22 protein-coding genes are annotated in these 24,404 nt (G+C 46.6%); all 22 read right to left on the bottom strand.

Going from position 1 to position 24,404, the window contains the following annotated elements:
* Positions 1-6 precede the first annotated feature (6 nt).
* The gene (locus NSB28_RS00110) at positions 7-1,680 is read right to left on the bottom strand and encodes a formate--tetrahydrofolate ligase (RefSeq protein ID WP_148408630.1); all 1,674 of its coding nucleotides are present in this window, start codon (positions 1,678-1,680) and stop codon (positions 7-9) included.
* A 94-nt stretch (positions 1,681-1,774) separates the two neighbouring features.
* The gene (locus NSB28_RS00105) at positions 1,775-2,413 is read right to left on the bottom strand and encodes a DUF3786 domain-containing protein (protein ID WP_109748830.1); all 639 of its coding nucleotides are present in this window, start codon (positions 2,411-2,413) and stop codon (positions 1,775-1,777) included.
* Positions 2,414-2,421: 8 nt separating this feature from the next.
* On the bottom strand, positions 2,422-4,341 hold the full coding sequence (gene acsV, locus NSB28_RS00100) for a corrinoid activation/regeneration protein AcsV (RefSeq protein WP_109748829.1): 1,920 nt from the start codon (positions 4,339-4,341) through the stop codon (positions 2,422-2,424).
* Between the two features lie 3 nt (positions 4,342-4,344).
* Complete coding sequence (gene acsE, locus NSB28_RS00095) at positions 4,345-5,130, bottom strand: carbon monoxide dehydrogenase/acetyl-CoA synthase methytransferase subunit (RefSeq protein ID WP_109748828.1); 786 nt, start codon at positions 5,128-5,130, stop codon at positions 4,345-4,347.
* A 62-nt stretch (positions 5,131-5,192) separates the two neighbouring features.
* A complete protein-coding gene (acsC, locus tag NSB28_RS00090; protein ID WP_109748827.1) occupies positions 5,193-6,533 on the bottom strand; it encodes an acetyl-CoA decarbonylase/synthase complex subunit gamma in 1,341 nt (446 codons plus the stop codon).
* A 26-nt stretch (positions 6,534-6,559) separates the two neighbouring features.
* On the bottom strand, positions 6,560-7,501 hold the full coding sequence (gene acsD, locus NSB28_RS00085) for an acetyl-CoA decarbonylase/synthase complex subunit delta (protein ID WP_109748826.1): 942 nt from the start codon (positions 7,499-7,501) through the stop codon (positions 6,560-6,562).
* A gap of 111 nt (positions 7,502-7,612) precedes the next feature.
* Positions 7,613-9,742: an acetyl-CoA decarbonylase/synthase complex subunit alpha/beta gene (gene acsB, locus NSB28_RS00080; protein WP_109748825.1), complete on the bottom strand. Its 2,130-nt coding sequence runs from the start codon at positions 9,740-9,742 to the stop codon at positions 7,613-7,615.
* A 16-nt stretch (positions 9,743-9,758) separates the two neighbouring features.
* Positions 9,759-10,529, bottom strand: a complete 771-nt coding sequence (locus NSB28_RS00075) for an ATP-binding protein (protein WP_109748824.1) — start codon at positions 10,527-10,529, stop codon at positions 9,759-9,761.
* 45 nt (positions 10,530-10,574) lie between these two features.
* Positions 10,575-12,467, bottom strand: coding sequence for an anaerobic carbon-monoxide dehydrogenase catalytic subunit (gene cooS, locus NSB28_RS00070; RefSeq protein ID WP_109748823.1), 1,893 nt, complete (start codon positions 12,465-12,467; stop codon positions 10,575-10,577).
* Between the two features lie 156 nt (positions 12,468-12,623).
* Entirely contained in the window at positions 12,624-13,397 is a 774-nt protein-coding gene (locus NSB28_RS00065; RefSeq protein ID WP_109748822.1) for an ATP-binding protein, read from the bottom strand.
* A gap of 45 nt (positions 13,398-13,442) precedes the next feature.
* Positions 13,443-14,318, bottom strand: coding sequence for a methylenetetrahydrofolate reductase (locus NSB28_RS00060; RefSeq protein ID WP_109748821.1), 876 nt, complete (start codon positions 14,316-14,318; stop codon positions 13,443-13,445).
* A gap of 58 nt (positions 14,319-14,376) precedes the next feature.
* A complete protein-coding gene (locus NSB28_RS00055) occupies positions 14,377-14,571 on the bottom strand; it encodes a CooT family nickel-binding protein (RefSeq protein WP_109748820.1) in 195 nt (64 codons plus the stop codon).
* A gap of 12 nt (positions 14,572-14,583) precedes the next feature.
* Positions 14,584-14,979: a DUF8180 domain-containing protein gene (locus NSB28_RS00050; RefSeq protein WP_109748819.1), complete on the bottom strand. Its 396-nt coding sequence runs from the start codon at positions 14,977-14,979 to the stop codon at positions 14,584-14,586.
* A gap of 241 nt (positions 14,980-15,220) precedes the next feature.
* Positions 15,221-15,715: a hypothetical protein gene (locus NSB28_RS00045; RefSeq protein ID WP_109748818.1), complete on the bottom strand. Its 495-nt coding sequence runs from the start codon at positions 15,713-15,715 to the stop codon at positions 15,221-15,223.
* The gene (locus NSB28_RS00040; RefSeq protein WP_109748817.1) at positions 15,712-16,575 is read right to left on the bottom strand and encodes a hypothetical protein; all 864 of its coding nucleotides are present in this window, start codon (positions 16,573-16,575) and stop codon (positions 15,712-15,714) included. The genes NSB28_RS00045 and NSB28_RS00040 overlap by 4 nt, the downstream gene beginning before the upstream one ends.
* Positions 16,576-16,681: 106 nt before the next feature.
* The gene (locus NSB28_RS00035) at positions 16,682-17,479 is read right to left on the bottom strand and encodes an ABC transporter ATP-binding protein (protein WP_109748816.1); all 798 of its coding nucleotides are present in this window, start codon (positions 17,477-17,479) and stop codon (positions 16,682-16,684) included.
* Positions 17,472-18,392, bottom strand: a complete 921-nt coding sequence (locus NSB28_RS00030; RefSeq protein WP_276538600.1) for an ABC transporter permease — start codon at positions 18,390-18,392, stop codon at positions 17,472-17,474. Before NSB28_RS00030 ends, NSB28_RS00035 begins: the two co-directional genes overlap by 8 nt.
* A 144-nt stretch (positions 18,393-18,536) precedes the next feature.
* Complete coding sequence (locus NSB28_RS00025) at positions 18,537-19,712, bottom strand: ABC transporter substrate-binding protein (protein WP_243134592.1); 1,176 nt, start codon at positions 19,710-19,712, stop codon at positions 18,537-18,539.
* 140 nt (positions 19,713-19,852) lie between these two features.
* Entirely contained in the window at positions 19,853-20,863 is a 1,011-nt protein-coding gene (locus NSB28_RS00020) for an NAD(P)H-dependent glycerol-3-phosphate dehydrogenase (RefSeq protein WP_109748814.1), read from the bottom strand.
* Positions 20,863-21,519 (bottom strand): glycerol-3-phosphate 1-O-acyltransferase PlsY, encoded by a 657-nt coding sequence (gene plsY / locus NSB28_RS00015; RefSeq protein WP_109748813.1) that lies wholly within the window; start codon positions 21,517-21,519, stop codon positions 20,863-20,865. The genes NSB28_RS00020 and plsY overlap by 1 nt, the downstream gene beginning before the upstream one ends.
* 1 nt (position 21,520) lies before the next feature.
* Complete coding sequence (der, locus tag NSB28_RS00010) at positions 21,521-22,849, bottom strand: ribosome biogenesis GTPase Der (RefSeq protein WP_109748812.1); 1,329 nt, start codon at positions 22,847-22,849, stop codon at positions 21,521-21,523.
* A complete protein-coding gene (locus NSB28_RS00005; RefSeq protein WP_109748811.1) occupies positions 22,842-24,203 on the bottom strand; it encodes a DUF512 domain-containing protein in 1,362 nt (453 codons plus the stop codon). The genes der and NSB28_RS00005 overlap by 8 nt, the downstream gene beginning before the upstream one ends.
* Positions 24,204-24,404: the final 201 nt, after the last annotated feature.

Raw genomic sequence — 24,404 nt, 5'->3', positions numbered from 1 at the left:
TCCTGATCAGAATAAACCTGAAATCTTTCCGTTCTCGTCTACGTCAATCTTCTCGGCCGCAGGTACCTTCGGAAGGCCTGGCATTGTCATGATGTCCCCTGTCAGGGCCACAATGAAGCCTGCTCCCGCTGATATCTTCAGGTTGCGCACTGTCACTTCAAATCCCTTCGGCGCTCCTAACAGGCTCTGGTTGTCTGAGAAGCTGTACTGGGTCTTTGCCACACAGATCGGGCATTTTCCAAAGCCAAGCTCCTCTAACTGGGCAGCCTGCTTCTTCGCTGCCGGTGTCAGCACCACTCCGTCTCCATGATAGATCTTCGTCACGATAGCGTTTAATTTCTCCTCGATGCTCAGGTCATCCTCGTATGAGAATGTGAAATCGTTCGGCTCCTCTACAAGGCGCACTACTTCCTCTGCAAGAGCCATTCCGCCCTCGCCGCCCTTTGCCCATACCTCGGACAGGGCCACGTTTACGCCAAGCTCCTTACATTTCCTCTCCACCAGGTCAAGCTCTGCCTTTGTGTCTGTTGGAAATGCATTGATAGCTACCACGCACGGGAGCTTATATACATTGATGATGTTAGATACGTGCTGCAACAGGTTCGGCAGACCCTTCTCCAGTGCATCCAGGTTCTCATTGTTCAGATCCGCTTTTGCCACGCCGCCGTGATGCTTTAAGGCGCGCACTGTCGCTACCATGACTACAGCATCCGGGTTCAGCCCTGCCATACGGCACTTGATGTCCAGGAACTTCTCTGCTCCCAGGTCTGCTCCGAACCCTGCCTCTGTCACCACGTAGTCTCCCAGCTTCAGAGCCAGCTTCGTAGCCATTACAGAGTTGCAGCCGTGTGCGATGTTTGCAAATGGTCCGCCGTGCACGATGGCCGGTGTGTGCTCCAGTGTCTGTACCAGGTTCGGCTTCAGGGCATCCTTTAAAAGGGCTGTCATGGCTCCCTCTGCGTGGAGGTCATGAGCTGTTACCGGCTTCTGGTCAAAGGTATATCCCACGATGATGCGTCCCAGACGTGCCTTCAGGTCATTGATGTCGTTTGCCAGGCAGAGCACTGCCATGATCTCGGAAGCAACCGTGATGTCATAGCCGTCCTCACGGGGCATCCCGTTGGTTCTTCCGCCTACTCCGTCCACTACAAAACGCAGCTGGCGGTCGTTCATGTCCACACACCTTCTCCAGGTCACCCTTCTCGGGTCGATCCCAAGGGTATTTCCCTGGTAGATATGGTTATCCAGCATGGCTGCCAGCAGGTTGTTGGCTGCGCCGATGGCATGCATGTCACCTGTGAAATGCAGGTTGATGTCCTCCATGGGCACTACCTGTGCGTATCCGCCGCCTGCTGCTCCTCCCTTCACGCCGAACACCGGCCCCAGGGACGGCTCACGCAGCGCCACCATAACGTTCTTGCCGATCTTTCTCATACCATCTGCCAGCCCAACGGTAGTGGTAGTCTTTCCTTCCCCTGCAGGAGTCGGTGAGATGGCTGTGACGAGGATGAGCTTTCCATCCTTCTTATCCGTGTCGTTCAGCATGTTGTAATCGATCTTTGCCTTGTAATTGCCGTACTGCTCCAGATATTTCTGGTCGATGCCTGCTGTCTTTGCGACCTCCAGGATCGGCTGCATTTCGGTTTCCTGTGCAATTTCGATGTCTGATTTGTAACCCATATTTTTAACTCCTTTCCAGTCAGCACATATGTGCCGCTGTTCAGTCAACATATTTTTTGTAAGGCAGTACCGGCCCAATGGTACTGCCTTACTATTATAATTTTTTCAGCGTGCCGATGGAAATATCTCCAACAACAGCCAGATCCTCCGCTTCAAAAGACAGAGGGAAATTATCAGAAAATAAAATCTGTGCTGAAGGAGGGAACTCATCATCCCCTGCCCACAATATAAACCGGACAAAGTGGTTATTAATGAATTCAAACTCATAAGCCGCGTCGCCAATCTTCAGTTCTCTCGCTCCCGCCTTCTCCATCTGTGCCTTAAACTGATCCAGTTTGCTGCCATAGGAAAAGGCCAGCCTCATTATACATCTTCCCTGGAACTGCCTGAAGTAGACTTCGCCCCATGGAACCTCCCGGTAAGTCAGATAATTTCCGGCTGGCTGGGAGGACACGCCTCTTACAAGGAAGCGGATAACAAAAATCTTTGCAGCCGTCTCTGTCTTAAGAGCTGCGTACTGTCCATCCTCTTTATCCTCCCTGGTAACAGTGAATTCCGGCCAGCTGATCCTGTAGGATTTCTGCATCAAACGTATGGTAAAGCACTGCTGCTCCTTATCATAGGGAATACCAGTCCGCGAAGAGACCTCCAAAGGGTCCAGCTTCCTGTATTCCTCCAGATAATGTTCGAAAGGAATCCTCTCTTTGTTGTCTTTTTCATATTCGATATTCATCTGCCACCTCACTGCTGTGGGAACAGGGATGCATCTGTATGCGGTATGAAGCAGGCCGCCACAAATTCATCCATGTACTGGGGTATCGCGCTGAGCTCAAGATAAGTCATATTTTTCGCGATCTCATACACCTTCCGCTCTGACTGAGTAGAATACAGCATCGCATATGCCCCTGAGAGAGATGAATTTCCAATATACTGGAACATCTCCAGAGGCACATCCGGGAACATGCCGATATGGACTGCATTGCTCATATTGATACCGCTCCCGATGCCGCCTGCCACAAAGACATGCTCGATCATGGAGATATCAAAATCACAATATGCCAGCATCGTGCGGATAGCCGAAAATATGGCTCCCTTCGCACGGATAAAGTTGTCAATATCAACTTCTGTAATCTCTACATCCTTCACGGAATCGGCGTCTTCCTCAAAAGCCAGTACATAGCTGCCCATTCCATACTTGTCTCTTTTTATCCTTTTTCCTTCACGCACAAATTTTCCCTTTGGATCAATGATACCGCAGCGGAAAAGTTCGCTTATGACATCTATGATACCTGAACCGCAGATACCGATCGGCTTCTGACCTTCATTTCCCACTATCGTCATGACAGGTTCCATAGTATCCTTATCTATCGTACAGGCTTCGATAGCCCCGTCTGTGGCCCTCATGCCGCAGCTGATATCCCCGCCCTCAAATGCCGGGCCTGCCGAGCAGGCGCAGCTGATCATGAAGTCAGAGTTTCCGAATACAATTTCACCATTAGTTCCAAGATCGATAAACAGGGAAAATTCAGGTTTATTCCAGAGCATGCTGACAAACGCTCCCGCCGTAATATCGCCGCCCACATAGCTTCCTATGTTCGGCGCCACTATGATATGGGAATCCGGATTGATCGCAATCCCTATATCTGAGGCAAAGAGTGAATTTGTCTTAAAAAATGCCGGTATGTATGGTTCTGTGCGGAGAGGATCCGCATTGATCCCCATCAGGAGATGGTTCATGGTGGAGTTGCCTGCCACACACATACGGTATATATGCATAGGATCCATATGGATCTCTTTACACATCTGCCTGATCAGCGGATTGAGAGTCTCCTCTATGATCGCTTTCTGCAGCCTCTCTTTTCCGCCCGGTTTAGCTGATTCGATGATCCTGTTGATGACATCCGCACCATACCGGATCTGTCCGTTTCCTGACGAAGCCTTCGCCAGGATACTTCCATCCAGCATATTGATAATGATAGCCGAGACAGTCGTTGTACCTATGTCAACTGCCAGTCCCCCTACCACAACATTTTCTTCTTTTGTGAAAATATCATAGACAAATACATCTTTATTTGTCTTGCGGATAATCACCTGCACCTGAAAATTTCCTGCCCGCAGGATATCGGGAAGCTTCTTCAGAACAGAATACGGTATCTGAATGGATGTTCTCTCACTTACCTTCTGAAGAACCCGGGTAAATCTCTCATTGTCCGGCATCGTATCATCCAGGGTGGGCACTTCCATACTCACCTGCACAACATCCAGATTATTAGCAAGTGTGATGCCCGCCTCTTCTACCTGTTCTTTCAAATCATCAAATATCTTCACTTCATCAGGAGAACTCAAGTCTGCGACTTTCATTCTGCTCTTATAGGCCGATGCTATATCCGGGACAAGCACCTCTACGTCCGCGCATATGGTGCTCACACAGGCCAGCCTCCAGCCTTTTTCATATTCCTCGTCACTGATGTGGCGAGTTTTCTTTGAATCCAATTCACCTGAAACGAGCTTCACTCTGCATTTTCCGCAAGATGCATTTCCTGAGCACGGTGCATCGATAGCTACGTTTGTTTTTCTCGCTACCTCAAGAAGGCTTTCACCGAAAGCAGCGAAGACTGTTACATCTTCGCTGTTTTCAAACTTAAAAGTAACTTTATGCATAGATTAGATCTCCAGATAGGAATCTGCGTATAAAGTATTACCTTTGAATACATCACAGGATTTGATCGTTTCCATCAGACGCAGATCACATGGATTTACGATAGCTGATGTCAGACCCTGCATCATAGCCATAGCTACAAGAGCGGAATCCATGATCGGACGGATGTGCTTAGGCATACCGTTAGAGTTATTTGAAAGACCGCCTGTAGAATTCAGTCCCATGTCAGAGAACATCTTAATAGCTTCAAGAACATCCATCTGTTTGTCCTGCATTCCCTTTACAACAAGGAATAACGGGTCAAACCAGAGATCTTCTGCTTCCATTCCATGCTCAAGGCCTCTCTCAAGCATATTCTGGCAGTGCATCATACGCTCGTCATTGTCTGACGGAACACCTTCTGCTGAGCAGAGTGCGATAACAATTGCATCATTTGCTGCAGCCAGGTCGATGTTTTCAATTCTTCCGCCTGCATCGGCAGAATTTACGATTGGTTTTCCTTTTGCACGGTTATATACAGAAATACCAGCTTCGATAGCTTTCTTATTTGCTGTGTCAAGTGCCAGCGGAACATTGTCAAATTCTGACTGGAGCAGCTGTACTGCCCATTTCATCAGTTCTTCTCCATCACTCTCAGCAGGTCCGATGTTTACATCCAGATAAGTTGCGCCTGCATCAAGCTGCTCTTTTGCACGTTTGATGATTGGTTCAGGATCTCTTTCAGCCATAGCCTTACGGATAACTGGGGAAATACAGTGGATTCTTTCACCGATTGTTATGAATTTTGCCATTGTTTGTTCTCCTTTTTATTTTAAAAATTATTTGCTGCATGTAACTGGAAAATGCCGGACAGTTACATATCTTTCAGGAATTTAACAAGCTGAACTGCTTCGTTTGGTCCGACGATGATCTCCCATCCAGGAAGCTTCGCCTCTAATTCACCTTTCAGTACAGCTACTTTACCAGGAAGCACAAGCTTTCTGCATTTGATCTTTCCTTCAATATCTGCTTCTGCAAAATATTTTGCGATCGTAGATGCTGAGAATTTTCCAGCAGCCCAGGATGTCAGAACAGAAAGTCCGCCTGCATCGCTGATGATCAGGTTACATGGTACTCCTGAACGCTCCAGCTCTCCTGATACTACGAAGTATGTAAGAGCAAAGTCAACAGTTGTCAGACAGATGGAATTTTCATCTCCGCCGTTGATTGGGTAAATACCCGGCTCAACCTTCATTGGCTTCTGAGGATCTGTGAATACATTCTGCCTTAATCCGTATAATGGAAGAGCCTGCGCATAGCTCATTTCTTCCATAACTACGATTGAACCATATTTCAGTGTGAACAGTGAAGCAAGAGCTGCCTGCATATGGATATCTCCCTTAGCAAGAGCTGCTGCATTGACAAGTGAAGGATAACCAAATGTCCTGTCACCGTCTTTGATTGCAGAACGTCTGATCTGCACTGCATTTGCAAAAGCTTCTTTAACAGATGCACATCCAACATCCAGGATCAGGTCTTTGTTTCCAAGAGCTTCCAGCTTTTCAACTGTTGTGTGGAGTTCATTCAAATCAGCTCCCCTGACTCCCAGAACAACTCCTGCTTCCTTTGCCAGTGTATTCATTGCCTCATAGTTAGAAGCATCTGCTCCGTTTAAAACAGGTTTGGAGTCTTTGCATACTTCCAAAGCTGCTTTAGCTGTATCTACATCTGTACATCCAAGAACTAAAGTTCTGCCAAGAGCAGCTGCCTTCTTTACTGTCTCCACATAATCTGTCTTGCCTTCAGCGCTGTAGTTTACGTAGATCATTTCTACGTACATTCTCTCGCCGATACGCTCATAATCTACATTCGGTACTGCTGCCAGACGTGCGTCTATTGCAGCTTCATCCATACAGTTGCATACTGCGACAGCATATCTTGTCTTGCTTACAAAAGTCTTCTCATGTCTTTCCAGAACGGTCTCTCCGCCCAGTGTCAGCTCTGCATCACCAGTTCCGACTTTCAATGTCTTCATTGGCGGCGCTGTGGCTGCAGACAGTGTTGCAAGTGCATCCGGTGAGAAATGCGGACAAGCGCTGATATCCATTGCCCCCTGTGCAACCTTCATTGAGAAAGCCATACATGTAGGGCATCCGCATTCTTTACAGTTTTTCTTAGGTGATAATTTAAATATATCCAGACCTTTAAGTGCCATAATCTATTTTCCTCCTTAAGCAGCAATTATACTAATTCTTTTACTAATTTTGAAATAGTTGCAATTGATACAGGATGCTTCAGGATTACAGCATTAGATCCGGAAGCCAGGACTGCTGCTGCTGTCTCTACTTCCATATCGATTCCACGCTGTTCTGCGTCACCCCATTCAGGCATATCCGCTTCTGAAGCAACAGCTTCCTTCACGCCCCATACTTCTGATGCTACAGGTGTAATGATCGGCATCTGAAGCATATTGTCGTTCTGGGAAAGAGCGGCTGCTTTTACCCTCTGCATAGTGGATACAACGTATTCAAAACCATAACCTGCTGCTGCAGTACCTACGTTCATAACAACGTTAGTGCTGCTGACACCCAACTGTGAAAGTAATACATTTAACTGTTTTGCAAGGTTGATATCAACTGCTGATTCAGCACCTACGATCTGCTTATAAGCCAGTCCTGCTGCTGCGCCGACTGTCTTGTAGTTTTCTTCTTTTGCTGCCAGGAGCACTGCATTTTTTCCATCCAGCACTTCTGCTGCTTTTGCAAGAAGCTCTGCATCTTTTTCTGCATTCTTGCATCCTGCAATAACAAGCGGAAGATCAACTGCTTCTGCAACTTCTTTTACCATTCCGATTAATTCTTCTGTGGATTTATCTGCTCCGTTCGGGTCTCCGCCTTCCAGTCTGAAGCACAGAAAATCAACACCTTCTAAGGATGCTGCCTTCTTAGCCATGTCAGCTATGCTCTCGCATCCTTCGTAATACTTTTTGACACACTCCGGCTCATTTTCCAGAATTCCGTCAGTGATCTCCACACCTACCTTCGGCGCATTTTCTACAGGCGCATCAAATGTATAAAAAGGCAGTACATTTTCTCCACCTATAGCAATTTTTTTGTCTCCGCAACCTAATTCAACCGTGTTGATATTTGCATTGAACTTTCCTGATTTTGCATTAAACGGCATTTTAAATAGACCTCCTTCATGATTTAGACTGTTGTAGAACAATGTCTGCACATATTCTACAACAGCCTGGTAAAAATTTCAATAAATGCTCAGTTTTTTGAACATGTTATATTACATCATCGGCTCCATAGAAAGTGCCGGATGTCCTTTTTCTTCCAGATAAGCCAGTAATGTCTCCGGATCTTCCGCTACGGTCTCATCACCAACCATATCTGTGAAATTATCTATTCCATAAAGCTCTTTTGCTGTCGCATTAAGTCTTTCAGCAACTGTTTCCTTAAGTTCCTTAGGCATCCATACGATTCTGGCGATTCCGCCCTCAGCCTTCATGAACTTCTTGGAAGCGATGAAATGCTTGCCGTGTCCCATGAATCCAGGTGTCTGTACTCCGCCGCCTGTCATAGAAGCCAGTTCAGGGAATGTCATACCGATAGGAGTCATTCCTGCATATTCACGGTTTACGATACATACGCCGTTTGACAGAGGCTCGATACCGCAGATACACTCAAAGCATCCGCAGGATGTCATCGGGTCTTCGATGATGGAATACAGAGTAACATTTTCCAGAGCTCCCTGTGAATATTTTCTTACAGCATCATTTACATCCTGGTAAGCACCTGTTCTCTCATCGATCAGGCCGCCCTTTGTGATAACCTGGCATGGTCCCTGAGGATCCAGCTCATTAGTAGCCTTAGCATCCAGCCATGACACAGCGCCGCAAAGTCCAAGTCTTTCAGGCGTAACCACGCAGACATGAGACGGTGAGAATGCCTGGCACATGATACAGCTGTAATATACATCAACACCTTCATCTGTCAGAGTGCTGAGTCTCTCATCACGTTTATCAAATGACGGTATTGCCAGCTCATGGCGCAGTTTTGTACACATTTCAGGATCCGTGATAACTTTGACCTGACATTTGTCTACAACAGCTGCAAACTCGCTCTTTACTTTAGCATAGAGCACTTCACCAATGTGTTTTGCACGGAAGCCTGCATTATATGTATCCTTGCTTATACGGATACGGATCATATCTCTCTGGCCTGTATGCATCATACCTTCCACGCAGTTTAAGTAGCTGTGGAATTTACGCTCAAATACAGGTTCAAAGTCAGACTGCATGCTCTTGCCGCCTACTTCTACAATGTAACCGATATTGTGTTTGCTTCCGACTTCAAATTCATCCAGATCCGGCCCGATCACTTCAATCTTATGATCTTCGATCTCTGTAACATCTTTAGACTGTACAAGCTCGAAGCAGTCAACTCTGGAACCGTCGAATTCTACCTGCATGTCACCGCGGCGGATGATCTCGCCTTCAAATGCGCTGGCAAACGCAACAGGAATATCGATATTTGTGATCTTGATCTTGATATCTCTTGCTTCCAGAGAAGTCGCATTAAACTTGGATACGTCTTCCTGAACAATAAGGCTCTTCGGCACACGGAAGATATTCTCTGTCTCATTTGTGATTACAGGGAATCCAAGTGCAATAGCACCTGCACCGCATGCTACAACTACATCATCAAGAGGTCCGAAAGCATTAACAAATGCCGGAACACGCTCGAATGTGTATTTCATAAGTCCTGCAGCATCTCCAGGAGTGATATTTCCGAAGATCAGGGCAGCCCTGACAGCTACAGATACTACATGGATCACGCTTGTCACGTCTTTTCCAAGAGGGATCACACGTACATTTGCCCCTGTCTTATATCCCATTTCCTCACACTGGTCAATGATTCCGCCTACGAGGGTAACAAGGATACCCTGTGCCTGATAGCTCTTTACAAGCGCCACGCCCTCTTCTGCTGTAGGCGCACTGCCCAGGATAACTGCCACGCCCGGGATATCTCCTGTAACAAGGGGAACACCCAGCTCACGGATAATGGCATCTGCCAGATGTCCGTAGCACGGCTCTGCATATGGTGCTGCACCGTCAATATATTTTAAAACTTCGATAAACTCTGCGCAGAGAGCTGTTGCCACGCCTGACATGAAAGCGTCATTAAGACGGTTTTCTCTTGTCATCAGTGTTTTTACAACGCCTAATGCATTTTTTAAATCTCCCAGATTTCCAACCTTTGTTCCAGTTACGCCATAGTAACATGGAAGGCTGTATGCTGTATTTGGGAAGCTGACAGCTTTATCTGCACCATGCTGTGCGATCGCATTGTCGATAGCCGCTTCTGTCAATCCGTATACAGCATCATTTCCGTTAAATACTCTTTCAAATAATGTCACTGTGTTATACCTCCAATCAGATATTCGCTTGATCGATTTTTTCTTTTATTTTTCTTATTTCATCAGTTGCAGACCTGCTGACATCATAGGGAGACTGCCCCCGGCGGTCCGCATCCATGATCTCAGGATTGTAATGGATAAATCCCAGAAGGTCTTCAGAAGGGATCTTGGATCTGATAAATTCCTCATCAGCATCATCACGGACTTTGTTGGCCACCACACGGACGTGCTTTACACCCAGCTGTTCCGCCAGACGCTTTACATTTCCATATGTCTGGATACTCCTTGCGCCCGGCTCTATCACTACAACGAACTGGTCCATTCCCTCTGTGGTCCCCCTGCCCAGATGCTCCAGGCCGGCTTCCATGTCCAGGATCACTACATCATCGCTTCTTAACACAAGATGGTTTATGATCCTTTTAAGCATTACATGCTCCGGGCAGACACAGCCGCTTCCGGCTGTATCAACTGTTCCAAGCACGAGCAGCTTTACACCATTCTTCGTCTTAGAGTAGGTGTCGGGAATATCATCCACTTTCGGATTGATGCGGTAGAATCTGTTGTCATCGCTGGCACCTGTCCGTTCCTGAACCAGTTTCCGCATTTTGGTAATAGGAATAATCTGTCCTATCTCTTCATCTGTAAACCCCAGCGCCAGCCCTAAGTTGGCATCCGGATCAACATCAGCCGCCAGTACATGCTTTCCTTCTTCCGCATACAGTCTGGCAAGCGTTGCCGCAAATGTAGTCTTTCCCACTCCGCCTTTACCGGTAACTGCTATTTTCATGAAACTCATCCACCTTCTAAAATTATTTAATATCTATATCCGGGATCAGATTCCAAGAGCTGCTCTCTTTTCTTCGATTCTTGCCATCATAGCATCGCCCAGCTTGTCAATGTCTTTCTCTACTGTGTATGCAGCTTCCACCCAGTCTCTGATTCCGCTTGTAAGCAGCTCAGCTACTTTATCTGAACCAGATACATAAGGATCAACTCCAAGATATGTGTCGATACCTGTAGCCACAACATAGTTTCCAATAGAAACTGCCTTCTCTGACATCCATTCAGGAGCACAGCCCACTACAGGAAGCTGAGAAATGTTCAGTCCTGAATCTTTTGCAAGCTCTGCTACAAGGTTCATCATACGGCTGATATCAACACAGGATCCCATATGAAGTACAGGAGGGATATCTGCCAGTTCGCATACTCTCTTCAGACCTGCGCCGCAGAGATCTTTAGCCTGTTTGTCCATAAGTCCTGCCTTTGCAGCTGCCTGTGCAGAACATCCTGAAGCCACGATGATAACATCGTTTGCGATCAGCTTCTTCATCAGTTCGATATGTGCAGAGTCAGGCCTGATCTTCGGATTGTTACATCCTACCATAGCCACGGCGCCGCGGATAACACCTGATGTGATACATTCGATCAGCGGTTTTGTTGTTCCAAGTTCGTCTACCTGAGAGTTTGTAACACCGTCAAGAGTCTTTACAATAGCCTCTAAGGAATATCCGACTGTTGCTTTCTGTTTCATATCCGGAATGTATACAAGGTCCGGTTTTCTGTTTTCAAAGTTGTCAATTGCAGCCTTAACGATCGCTTTAGCGTTTTCAGCAGCAGTCTCAGCATTAAATCTGATAAACTCTGAATCCGGCATCTGGGCGATCGGAGAAGTTGTAATAAACTTAGTATGGAAGCATTTGCTCAGAGGCCCAAGTGCCGGGAAGATACACTGCACATCGACTACGATTGCTTCACATGCGCCTGTCAGGACAACATTTTCCTGCTGCAGGAAGTTTCCGGCCATAGGGATCCCGCGGCGCATTGCCACTTCATTTGAAGTACAGCAGACACCTGAAACAGTGATTCCCTTAGCTCCTTTTGATTTTGCATATGCGATCATCTCAGGATCATCTGCATATTCACAGATCATCTCTGAAAGTGAAGGATCATGTCCGTGGACAACGATGTTTACATTTTCCACTTCCATAACACCTAAGTTAGCTTCTGTATCGATTGGCTTCGGTGTTCCGAAAAGGACATCAGAAAACTCTGTGCCGGCCATGGAACCGCCCCATCCGTCTGAAAGGCCTGATCTTAAGGACTGTCTGATCAGAGCTTCAGGGAGTGAGGAACATCCCATATGGGTCATATGTAAAGAACATGATACTTCGCGGTCGATAGCGCGCGGTGCGATCTCTTCTCTTTCCCAGATCTCCTGTGTGTGCTTTGGAGCTCTCTTCAGGAATCTCTGAGTTCCGAATACTTTGCCGTACTCTTCCAGGCCTAATACAGCTACCTCATGAGCCAGATCATAGATATCTTTTCCTTCTGTCTCAACGCCCCATTCCTTTGCGATCTTCATCAGCTTTTCAGGATCTTTTACCTTGTAAGCTCCATCCGGTGATGAGCAGTAAAGTGTATGGCAGATTTCACGTCCATGGTCTGAATGTGTAGCGGAGCCGCCTGCTGTAAATTTCAGGTAGTTCCTGGCTACGATACCGTGAACGTCACATCCGCAGATTCCGCGCGGAGCCTTTGGTGTGATACGGCATGGTCCCATTGAACAGATACGGCAGCAGACACCCTGCTCACCGAATTTACAGTGAGGAGTCTGGTTCTTCACACGAAGCTGCCATGCATCGGCACCGACTTTTGCGCCGGTTTCCAGCAATCTGTTTGTAGCCGCTTCAAATTCTTCTACTGTTGTTAACTTAAAGTTTCCCATTATAAACCTCCTTTAATATTGGGTGAATTTTAAGGCGTGTTTTTTTATCCCATCCGCCCCCACGGGATATTTCTCTTTGAAATAAATTCCCCAAAAGTAAGAAAATGCCACTTATGGGGAATGAATTCACTACATAGGTTATGCATCAGACCGGTATCAGCAGATCTCCAGGCCGTCAAGAATCTCGTACAGGGCTTTTCTGACAGGAGAGTCTTTCGGAAGCTGTGTTGTAGGTTTTCCTTCACAGTCGTACTCGTATACATCCGTATCCTGCGGCACAACACCGATAAGTGTCAGCCCCTGTATCTCAATTTCTTCTTTGATGCCGTCATTTAATTTACCCTCGGGAGCCCTGTTGATGATCAGGCCCGTCTTCTTCGGGTTCAGACTGCATTCTTTTACCAGCTTTGCAATCCTTCCTACTGCCTGTATGCCTCTTCGTGAACAGTCACTGACAAGGATCATGGTATCCACCTTCGGGAGGATACCTCTGCTGATATGCTCCATGCCCGCTTCATTGTCCACTACCAGATATTTGTAATTCGGCGTCAGCTTAGCGAGCTGTGTCTGAAGCAGCCCGTTGACAAAACAATAGCACCCTTTTCCCTGGGTTCTGCCCATGACAAGAAGATCATAGTCATCTTCCTCCACCAGGCAGCGGTTAAACATGATCTCTGTATAATCCGCCTTTGACATACTGGCCGGAATAGGGTTGTTCACGCTGTTCTCTGCCCGGGCAACTTCCTCCCTCACATCCCCCAGCGTCATATCAACATCGACGCCCAACACTTCGTTCAGATTAGAGTTTGCATCTGCATCGACTGCAAGAACGGGAGTTTTTCTCTTGTCACAGAGATACTGGACCATAAGACCGCACAGGGTAGTCTTGCCCACTCCCCCTTTACCTGCAACTGCAATTGTATAAGCCATATTCGGCGCCTCCTGTAATTCTAAATATAATGATTATTTATTGGATCAGTCTTTTTTTGCACGAAGTCCTGACTTTGTCAGAATTTCTGAAACTGCAGCTGATTTATTCAATGCGTACAGATGGATACCATCCACACCCATTCCAATAAACTGGTACAGCTGATGTACTGTATATTCTATCCCTGCAGCTTTGAATCCTTCCGGATCATTGTAATGCTTGCTGATCACTTCAGCCAGGTCTCTCGGGATTGAGCATCCGTTCATAGAGAGTGCCATACGGATCGTAGCATCTTTGTTGAGTACAGGCATTACACCTACGTCTACAGGAAGTGTGATTCCCGCTTTGCGGATTGAATCATACCATCTCTTGAAAGCTTCGATATCAAAGCAGAGCTGAGTCATAATATAGTCAGCGCCGGCATCCTGTTTCATTTTCAGATGTGCGATATCCTCTTCAAAGGTCGGGCACTGGATGTGCTTTTCCGGATCACCTGCCATAGCGATGGTGAATTTGTCACCAAACTGTTCACGGATATATGCCACAAGTTCATTCGCGTAATTGAAATCCCCTCTTGTGCCTTCCCAGCCAGCCGGCAGGTCACCGCGCAGTGCAAGGATATGGTCAACCCCATTATCCAGATAAGCCTGCAGTTCAGCTTTTACTTTGTCCTTTGTGTTACCAATACAGGTAAAGTGTGTTACCGCTCTGTGTCCGCTGTCAGCGATCGCTTTGCAGATCTCAGAGTTCCTTCCGGCATTTGAGCCGCCTGCCCCATATGTGCAGCTGATAAAATCCGGGTCAAATTTATACAGCTCATTCAGGCATTCCAGAAGCGGTTCCATAGGCTGTTCTGCCTTGGGTGGGAACACTTCGAAAGAAAATGATGTTCTTTCTTTCATTACTTCAACTATACTCTTCATTTTTGTTTTACCTCCGCTTTCTTTATACAAAAATATGTACTTTTATATCAACCGTCCGCTACTCGGGACAGTTAATTTTGACAACACCGCCGGTCAGATCCACCATAGAGATGGTACCTTCCACCACTTTGCGTTCCCCCATCACATCGGTGAGGGTGATCTCTGTTCCGTTCACATCTATCCTGCTTACATACTCCAGGACAATGCTCTCCGGTTCCGGTTTGCTGATATTATAAACGGTTGCCAGACACATCTGTCATTCCTCCTATTGCTCTTCCTTGACAAGCGCCAGCGCAACTCCCAGATACATATTGCCTTTCTGGAATTCATCCACTGCTTTCTTAATCTGCTCCGCAGCCTTTTCCTGTCCGGACTGTCTCAGCTTCTCAGCCATCTGGTCCAGCTCAGCCGCATGATGCTCATTATGGGAAAGCATGTAGGTCAGAAGCGCCTCATTTTGATTGACGGGCTTGCATCCCTGACACTCACTTGTACATTCCTTGCCCGCACATGCTGATTCCCCGTGGGAATGTTCATGTGCTTCTTCGTGTCCGTGCTCGTGGGTGTGCTCATGCGAATGCTCATATGTATGCGTGTGCGCATGGGTATGCTCATGTCCGTGAGGGCATATATTCCCGTTCTCATCCTTAACGATATGCATTTTTCTTTCACCGCCCCTTTCTTTAAAAGATTTTATGATTCTTAAGATTTTGTTAATTTTTTATCATAGAGTCTAAACGCATACCCTATATGGGGTTATTATAACATAATGCCTATCTATTCTCAACAACGCCTTTTGTACTTTTTTAAATAATTTGAGTAATTTTACTAATAATGACATCATATAATATTCCCTGCGTTTTGACCATTCTACACATTGTCAAATTTTTAGCGTTGTGCTCCTACAGATTGATGGTAGTTTTCTTTCTGCCCGAAGATGAGCTGTCAAAATATTCAAATTTAATGCTGCTTACACCATCCTTCACCTGTATATACCTCTCAATACTGCCGCTTTTTCCCGCCGGCAGAATCCCCAGGGCTGCCTCCTCAAAAGGATTGCCGCTGTCATACCTGTCACTTTCGTATATATCATCATAGCCTTTGCCGCTGAAGTACCCCATCAGCTGATAATGAGATGCCGCCTGGGATCCGCTGTTGTAGTATTCAATTGTTATTTTATAGTAATAATAACCCTCCTGGGCCTCTATGCCATCCAGGTCACTGAGCCGCTCAGAATCCGTATTCAGGACAGCCAGTCTGCTTCCGCTTGCATTTCCGCCCATAAACTCCGGGTTCTCGTCAAGTACATTTCCAATGACTCCCGCCAGCATAAGGACAACAATTATGACCAGCCAGACTTTCCCGGCCTTCTTTGAATTTCCTGTACCTTTGCTCATGATGCCACCCCTTCCTCTATCTGCAGATTTACCCTGCATATAAATTCCGGTATTCCCTCCTGTTCATATGAACTCCATCCGGGAATGCAGATATCTATATCCTCTGCAGTATCATCTGTTACAAACAGCAGCTTGATCTCGCCGTTTTCAAGAGATATGTACGGAGATGCGGCTTCAAAATCAAAAAAGCCTTCAAGACGTGCATTCTCCAGGCTGTACTGCTCTACCGGATTCAGATAAGCTGTACCGCATTCTGCATAAAGGCTGCCGTACTGCATCTCTGTATCCTCATCAGGAGATTTTCTGTAATTTTTCTGCACGCTGGCTGTCACAACCACAAGCTTTTTTCCTTCCGGCATGAATTCATCTAAAACTTCGTTTTCCATTACCCTGGCTCCATCAAAACGAAAGCTGGTATAACCGGAAGTTATGTATTCTCCCCGTAGTTTCCTTACCTCTGTGATATCCTTCACTGTTGTCATTTCTTTGTTCCTTTTCTCTGCCGAATCAGCTATGAAAACAGCCGCTGCTGCCGCCAAGATTATAATGATAACAGCCACAACCAGTTTTTTCTTTAAAGCCCCCCTGCCTTTCCCCCTCTTCTCATCTGTATTTGTCTTATACGAATATGTAACCTTTTTATGGGGCTCTCCGCTGTCGTATTTATCATGGAGCTGTTCGTGTACTCCGGACATTCCCGGCTGCCGGTAGTCTTCAGACATCCCGAACCTGTCCTTCCCCTCCTCTGCAAAATACTCCATGTCGTCCTTTCCGTCAGGACGGTTAAATGCTGCGCATTTAGGACAGATCCCATAATGTTTTTCATAATCAAAATAAGTTTTACACCGTTTGCACTGCATAACTTCCCCCTCTTTCTAAAAAAACAAAGTTTCCTATAAAATAAAAAAATTGCTAATCTTATGATACTGTATTATCACAAAATTAGCAATCTTTTATTCCAGCTCACTATTTAGCAAGCAGCATCCTGTCATTGGCGAATTCCCCTCCGCTGACCTGGTCAAATTTTTCCAGAAGATCAGATACCTGGAGTTTGGCCTTTTCTTCCCCCTTCACATCGTATATGATCCTGCCTTCATGCATCATCACAAGACGGTTGCCCAATCGGAGTGCATCCTTCATATTATGGGTAATCATGATAGCAGTCAGATTTTCTGTCTCTATGATCTTTTCCGTCAGATCCAGCACCTTTTTGGCAGTCTTGGGATCCAGGGCCGCTGTATGCTCATCCAGCAAAAGTACTTTCGGCTTCTTGAGGGTAGCCATGAGCAGCGTCAGCGCCTGTCTTTGTCCGCCGGACAAAAGGCCTACTTTTGCAGTCATTCTCTCTTCCAGGCCCAGGCCCAGCATTTCAAGCTTTTCTTTATATAACTCTCTCTCTTTGTGGGAGATCCCCATACGCAGGCCCCTGGACGCACCTCTTCTGGATGCCAGCGCCAGATTCTCTTCTATCTGCATGCCGGCAGCTGTGCCTGTCATAGGGTCCTGGAACACTCTTCCAAGGTATTTCGCCCTTTTATGTTCCGGCAGCCTTGTCACATTAATATCATCTATATATATGCTTCCTGCATCTACGGGCCATACCCCGGCCACTGCGTTCAGCATCGTAGATTTCCCGGCCCCGTTCCCGCCAATGACGGTGACAAAATCTCCCTCTTCCAGCTGGAGTGACAAACCCTTAAGCGCCATTTTTTCGTTAATGGTCCCCGCGTTAAATGTCTTTTTTACGTCTGATATCTTAAGCATTCCCGGCACCTCCCCGTTTTACCTTCTTGGAAAAATACGTTTCTTTCATATACGGGATCGCCAGGAATACGGCAACTACAAGCGCTGAGAAAAGCTTGAGGTCATTTGACTCCAGTCCCATCCACATTACGATCTGCATTACCAGGTAATATATAATGGCGCCAAACACTACAGACAAAAGCCTGAAGGCAAAGTTTCCATTAATTTTTCCGAATACGACCTGCCCGATGATAACAGCAGCAAGACCAATGACAATGGCTCCCCTGCCGGCATTTACATCTGAAAATCCCTGATACTGCGCATAGAGCCCGCTTGCGAGGGCCACAATGCCGTTTGACAGCATAAGTCCTATTATTTTGCCCTTATTCGTATTGATACCCTGGGCTCTTGACATATTCGGGTTAGAACCAGTAGCCCTGATGGCACATCCTAATTCAGTTCCAAAAAACCAATACAGCAGCGCAATAATGATAATTATGAAAACAGCGGTGACAAATATCGTATTTTTATAGAATTCCACGCCTTTGACATACCTCAGGGATACCAGGAGGTCATACTTGTCCACACTGATGGCCTGATTGGATTTACCCATCATAATCCTCAGATTGACAGAATACAGCCCCAGCTGTGTGAGGATACCCGAAAGAATAGCCGGGATCCCCATAACAGTGTGAAAGATACCCGTAACAAGCCCTGCCAGCATGCCTGCACCGAAGGCTGCAAGAAGAGCTACCCATACAGGAAAGCCGTTCACCATCATAATGATGCAGACGGCGCCTCCTGTACACATGGTACCATCCACCGTCAGGTCTGCCAGGTCCAGGATTTTATAAGTTATGTATACGCCTATGGCCATTATCCCCCATATCAGCCCCTGGGCACAGGCCCCCGGCAAAGCATTTAAAAGCGCCATGATTTTCACTTTTCATTTCCTCCTAAAGATGTAATAATTTTTTCCCACACTGATCAAATCCTTCTCACAAAAACATTTATCATGAGATAAAAAGCGGCAAAAAGGGGGAACCCTTTTGCCGCTTTCTTCTGCATTAACTGGCGATTACTCTGTTTCAATAGCCACATAATCATCCGGCGGTGTAATCTTGAGAGCTTCACATCTGGATGGGATATATTCCTTTGTAACATTTGGAGCGGATTCAATTGCCATTGTAGTAATATCAGCGCCGTTTACCAGGATATCATATGCCATCTCACCAGCCTTGTATCCGATATCATAGTAGCTGATTGAAAGTGTAGCCACGCCGCATCCTTTACAGATTCCTTCTTCTCCGGCGATTACCGGGATTCCGGCCGGCTCGCAGATATTGTTGATAACTTCTGTGTTGGAAGCTGCTGTATTATCAGTAGGTACGTAGAGTACCTCACATTCTGATATGGCGCTGTTTGTGACAGATGCAATATCATTTGAGTCAGCAAAGGTGTAAGTGTTGCATTTATATCCGAATCCTTCCAGCTCTTTCTGGATGGTCTGAGCCTGATATGCTGAATTTGCCTCAGCTGAACAGTAAAGAAGGCCTACTGTCTTGGCATCCGGAAACAGTTCATGGAGCATAGCTGCCTGTTCTGCCAGCGGCGCTAAGTCTGCTGTACCAGAGATGTTCTTGCCTGTTGTTCCGTTCCAGTCATCAATTTCCAGAGCTGTAGCATAGTCTGTAATAGATGTTCCAAGGATAGGTATCTTATCTGTTGCAGAAGCTGCTGCCTGAAGAGAAGCTGTGGCATTTGCAAGGATCAGATCCACATCTGCTGAAACAAACTGGTTTACGATGGTAGCGCATGCTGCAGAATCACCTGAAGCATTCTGCTCATCAAATTTCACATGGTCCTCACCGAGCTTTTCTACAAGAGCTTCCTTAAATCCTTTTGTTGCCGCATCAAGAGCATCATGCTGTACAAGCTGGCAGATACCAATGTTATATACTTTATCAGCATCCACATTGGCTGCCTCTGTCTTATCTTCTGCGGCCGCCTCCGTTTTAGCTTCCGTAGCTGACTCTGTCTTGGCTTCCGTCTCAGCCTCCGTGGCTGCTTCTGTCTTGGCTTCCGTCTTTGCCTCCGTAGCTGCTTCTGTCTTAGCTTCTGTCTTTGCCTCTGTAGCTGCTTCTGTCTTAGCTTCTGTTTTCGCCTCTGTCGCGGATTCTTTGCCCGAACCGCATCCTGCCAGCAGGGACACAGAAAGTCCCATTGTAAGTAAAGCTGCAATTGCCTTCTTCATAATATCGCTCTCCTCTTCCTTTATTAAGTCTGCGTGACTTCTGTGACGTTTTAACGCTTCTACGCTTTTATGCTTTTACCCGTTAAAGTGTCTTAAATCATAGTGATAATATACACTATTTCAAGGAAAAGGTCAACCACTTATTCCCATGGAATCTGTGAATTTTCCAGCTTCTTATCCCTCAGCATCAGCTCATTTACTGCATCCGCAGCATTTTTTCCCTCGAACAGCACCTTATTGACCTGCTCTATTATAGGCAGCTCCACTTCGTATTTTTTAGACAGCTCCATCGCCGCCTTGGCAGAATAAACTCCTTCTACCACCATCTTTACCTCATCCATAGCCTCCTGCATGGTATAGCCTTTTCCAAGCAGATAGCCGGCCCGTCTGTTGCGGCTGTGGACGCTGGCGCATGTTACGATCAGATCACCGATCCCCGTAAGTCCGTAGAAGGTCTCAGCTTTTCCGCCCATTTTAATACCAAGTCTGGCAATCTCCGCGATTCCCCTGGTGATAAGAGCTGCTTTCGTATTATCTCCGTAGCCCAGGCCGTCCGCCGTACCTGCAGCCAGGGCAATCACATTTTTAAGAGAGCCGCCCAGCTCGATCCCCAGCATGTCCGGGCTGGTATATACGCGGAATGTAGGGCTCATAAATATATTCTGCAGATATTCTGCAGTCTCTCTGGAATGCGCGCCTGCCACGCATGTAGTCGGAAGTCCTTTTCCCACCTCTTCTGCATGGCTGGGACCTGACAGCACAGCAGCATCCACACCCGGCATCTCTTCTTCCATGATATCTGTAAGAGTATAAAGTGTATGCTCCTCGATGCCCTTTGCCACATTTACAACGATCTGTCCCTTTTTCAGGTATTCTCTCATCATTCTTGATGTACTTCTTGTAAACGGGGAGGGCACTGCCAGTACAAGCACATCCTTGCTGTCCATAGCTTCCTTCAGGTCATCCGTAATCTGTATGTCACCGGGAAGCACTACTCCGGGAAGCTTTGTCTCGTGCTGGCGCTTTGTCTTAAGCATCTCCACTTCATCCTTGATGATGGACCACAGGACCACCTCATGACCATTGTTATGTAACAGTAACGTGAGGGCCGTGCCCCAGCTTCCCGCGCCTATAATACCTATTTTTGCCATTATTTTAACTCCCCTTCCTTTTTAGAAAGATATGTCTTACTCTCAGTTCCATCCAGCAGACGCCTGATGTTCTGCCTGTGTTTCCAGAATGCCATGACTGCCAGAAAAGCCCCGATTGCATACAGTTCATACAGATGAGGCTGTGACAGCCCAAATACGCCAAGCTGTCCCAGCACTACAAGTTCTATCATGATTCCTGCATAGACAAGCAGAGAACCCAGTGAAACAAAATGTGTCACAAAAAAGGTGGTAAAAAAGGTGATGATTCCCAGCACCGCCATGATCCAGTTAAATGACAGGACAAGGCCCGCTGTGGCAGCTATGCCTTTCCCACCCTTGAAATTAAGATAGAACGGAAAATTATGTCCCAGTATAGTCCCCGCTGCCGCATAGAACGCCAGCAATGGAGCAATGTCCGGATGGCTGGAGCCGAACAGGAGCCTCACCAGATTGACAGCAATAATACATTTTAAACAATCTCCGGCAAAAGTGATAAGGCCTGCTTTCCGTCCCAGGGTCCTCATCATATTCGTAGTCCCTGCATTCCCGCTTCCATGCTGCCTGATATCTATCCCATGGAGCCTTCCATAGATATAGCTTGTCTGAAACAGACCGAAAACATATCCTATCACGATACATAATAACCGTATTGCCATTTTAACTCTCCTTTTCTTTCCTCTCCCTTATGATAAACTTCAGTGAAGTTCCTTTAAATCCGAATGTATCACGTATCTTGTTCTCCAGGTACCTGATATATGAGAAATGTGCCAGCTCCTTATCATTAACAAAAATAACAAAAGTAGGGGGCTTAACTGAAACCTGGGTGGTATAGTAGATTTTCAGCCTCTTTCCCTTGTCACTCGGCGTCTGCTGCAGAGCCACAGCCTCTGTAATAATTTCATTCAGCACGCCTGTCTGTACACGCATGGCCTGGTTGGCAAGCACCATATCAATTGTCTCAAACAATTTAGAAAGCCTCTGGCCTGTCTGCGCAGAAATAAACATGATCTCCGCATATGGCATAAAGGAAAGAGTTTCCCTGACCTTATTCGTATACTTGTAGATCGTCTTGTCGTCCTTCTCGATGGCATCCCATTTATTTACGGCAATGACAACTCCTTTGCCTCTCTCATGGGCAATTCCTGCTATCTTTGCATCCTGCTCCGTCACGCCCTCAACAGCGTCTATCACCACAACTACTACGTCAGCTCTGTCAACAGCTGTCACAGTCCTGATAATGCTGTATCTCTCAAGCTCTTCTTTGATCTTATTCTTACGGCGCAGGCCGGCAGTATCTATAAAAATATATTCTCTGCCATCCCAGGTCACCTGTGTATCTATGGCGTCTCTCGTTGTTCCGGCCACATTCGAGACTATCACTCTGTTTTCACCCAGCAGCTTATTAATAATAGAAGATTTGCCTACATTTGGCTTTCCTACAACTGCTATCTTAGGACGCTCATCCTCTTCCTCTTCTGCTTCCACATCATCGAAATACTTTGACACCTCATCCAGCATATCTCCAATGCCCAGTTTTGAAGATGCTGATATCGGCACCGGATCGCCTATTCCAAGATTATAGAACTCATAGACATCCGGCATAAGCTTGTCAAAATTGTCCACTTTATTAACTACCAGCACTACCGGCTTATGGGAGCGCCTGAGCATATCCGCCACCTTTGAATCAGAATCCACGAGTCCCTGGCGCACATCTGTTATAAATATAATAACATCAGCCGTGTCAATAGCAATCTGTGCCTGCTCCCTCATCTGGGAGAGGATCACATCGCTGGAATCAGGTTCGATTCCTCCTGTATCAATCAGCGTAAAGTTCCTGCCCAGCCATTCAATATCTGCATAGATCCTGTCCCTGGTCACACCGGGCGTATCTTTTACAATTGATATATTCCCTCCGGCCAGAGAATTAAACAGCGTGGATTTTCCTACATTTGGCCTACCCACAATGGCCACTATCGGTTTACTCATATTTATTCACCTCATCTGCATGTGCATGTTTTCTGTCACCGTCTTCCAGTAAAATGGCTTCTACAAAAGCCCGACCGCTTGATTTTACAATATTTACCGGAGTTTGTAAAGTTCTTTCCAGCTCAGGGACCCTCATATCATCCAGAAATACATCCTCGCCGCTGCGCAGAATATTACACGGGAGCAGAAGCCTGTCCCCAAGGCTGCACCCCTTCAGCTCTGCCATAAGGTCCTGCCCTGTCAAAAGGCCCGACACAGTGATCCTCTCCCCAAAGAAATGATTTATTACCGGATAGATTGCTATTTCTACATTCGGATACTTTTCATTCAGCTTCCCTGCGAGATATTTCAAAGTATCCGCTGCCAGCACCCCCGTGGCAATAGATATCTTGTGGGTTCTCCCGTCACCTTCTCTTTTGGAGAGTTCCTCCAGGGTTTCATCGATCAGAAGCCTCAGCATCCCCACGCCGTTTTCCAGCTGAAGATATCCGTCATAGCGCTCTTCCCCCGGAAGCTCTTCCTCAGCCAGAAGGTACCATTCGTCACCCGCATGTATAAAATGTGTTCCACATTCCCTGTATATTTCATCCTGCCATTTATGGACCGTCTGCAATACTTTTTTTGCATCTTCCTTCCCAAACGGCTCCAGCTCTGCCAGACCCTCGCGGTACTTCGTGAGTCCCACAGGAACCACAGAGACACTGTGCAGATACGGCAGGTATTCTTTCAGCCTGCTTATGCTGTATTCCAGCTGGTCCCCGTCATTTACCCCTTTGCAGAGTACAATCTGCCCATTCATCTCAATACCCGCCTCAAAAAGCCTGTCAGCCTTTTTAAGGGCATCACCCGCAAACCTGTTGTTCAGCATCCTGCACCTCAGTTCAGGATCCATCGCATGAAAGGATATGTTGATCGGCTCTAAGTGGTACTGGATGATCCTGTCTATATCATGGTCACTCATATTTGTAAGCGTCACATAATTTCCCTGAAGGAAAGACAGCCTTGAATCATCATCCTTGAAATAAAGAGTGTCCCTCATCCCTCCCGGCATCTGGTCTATGAAACAGAAAATACATTTATTCCTGCAGCTGCGGTATTCATCCATCAGCGCATTTTCAAATTCCACACCCAGGTCTTCTTCATATTCTTTCTCAATTTCCAGTTCCCATTCTTCACCATCTGTTTTTTCTATCAAAAGTGTAACATTTTCATCATTCATCAGGTAGTGGTAGTCAAATACATCCTCCACCTCCTGCCCATTTATACTGACCAGCCTGTCCCCGGCCTCCAATTCCATCTCTTCCGCAATGCTGCCGGGCAGCACCTTGCTGATTATATGCATATTCTTCTTCATTCTTCACTGCTCCTATTTTCTTCTTCCACTATAATACTAAATACCTTGGGTAAATGCAAGGGATATTGCTGTTTAGGGAAGTAACAGGACGCTTTGTGCGGGATGCGGTGAGCCGTCAGGAAGAGGAGCGGTGGGGTTCGTTGTTCTGTCCGACCGCTGCGGAGTGAAAATCTAAGGCTCCGTGCCCCGCTCGAACCGCAA

It is taken from the genome of Murimonas intestini, assembly GCF_024622195.1.
Classification (GTDB): domain Bacteria; phylum Bacillota; class Clostridia; order Lachnospirales; family Lachnospiraceae; genus Murimonas; species Murimonas intestini.
This window is presented reverse-complemented; position numbering and strand designations above follow the sequence as displayed.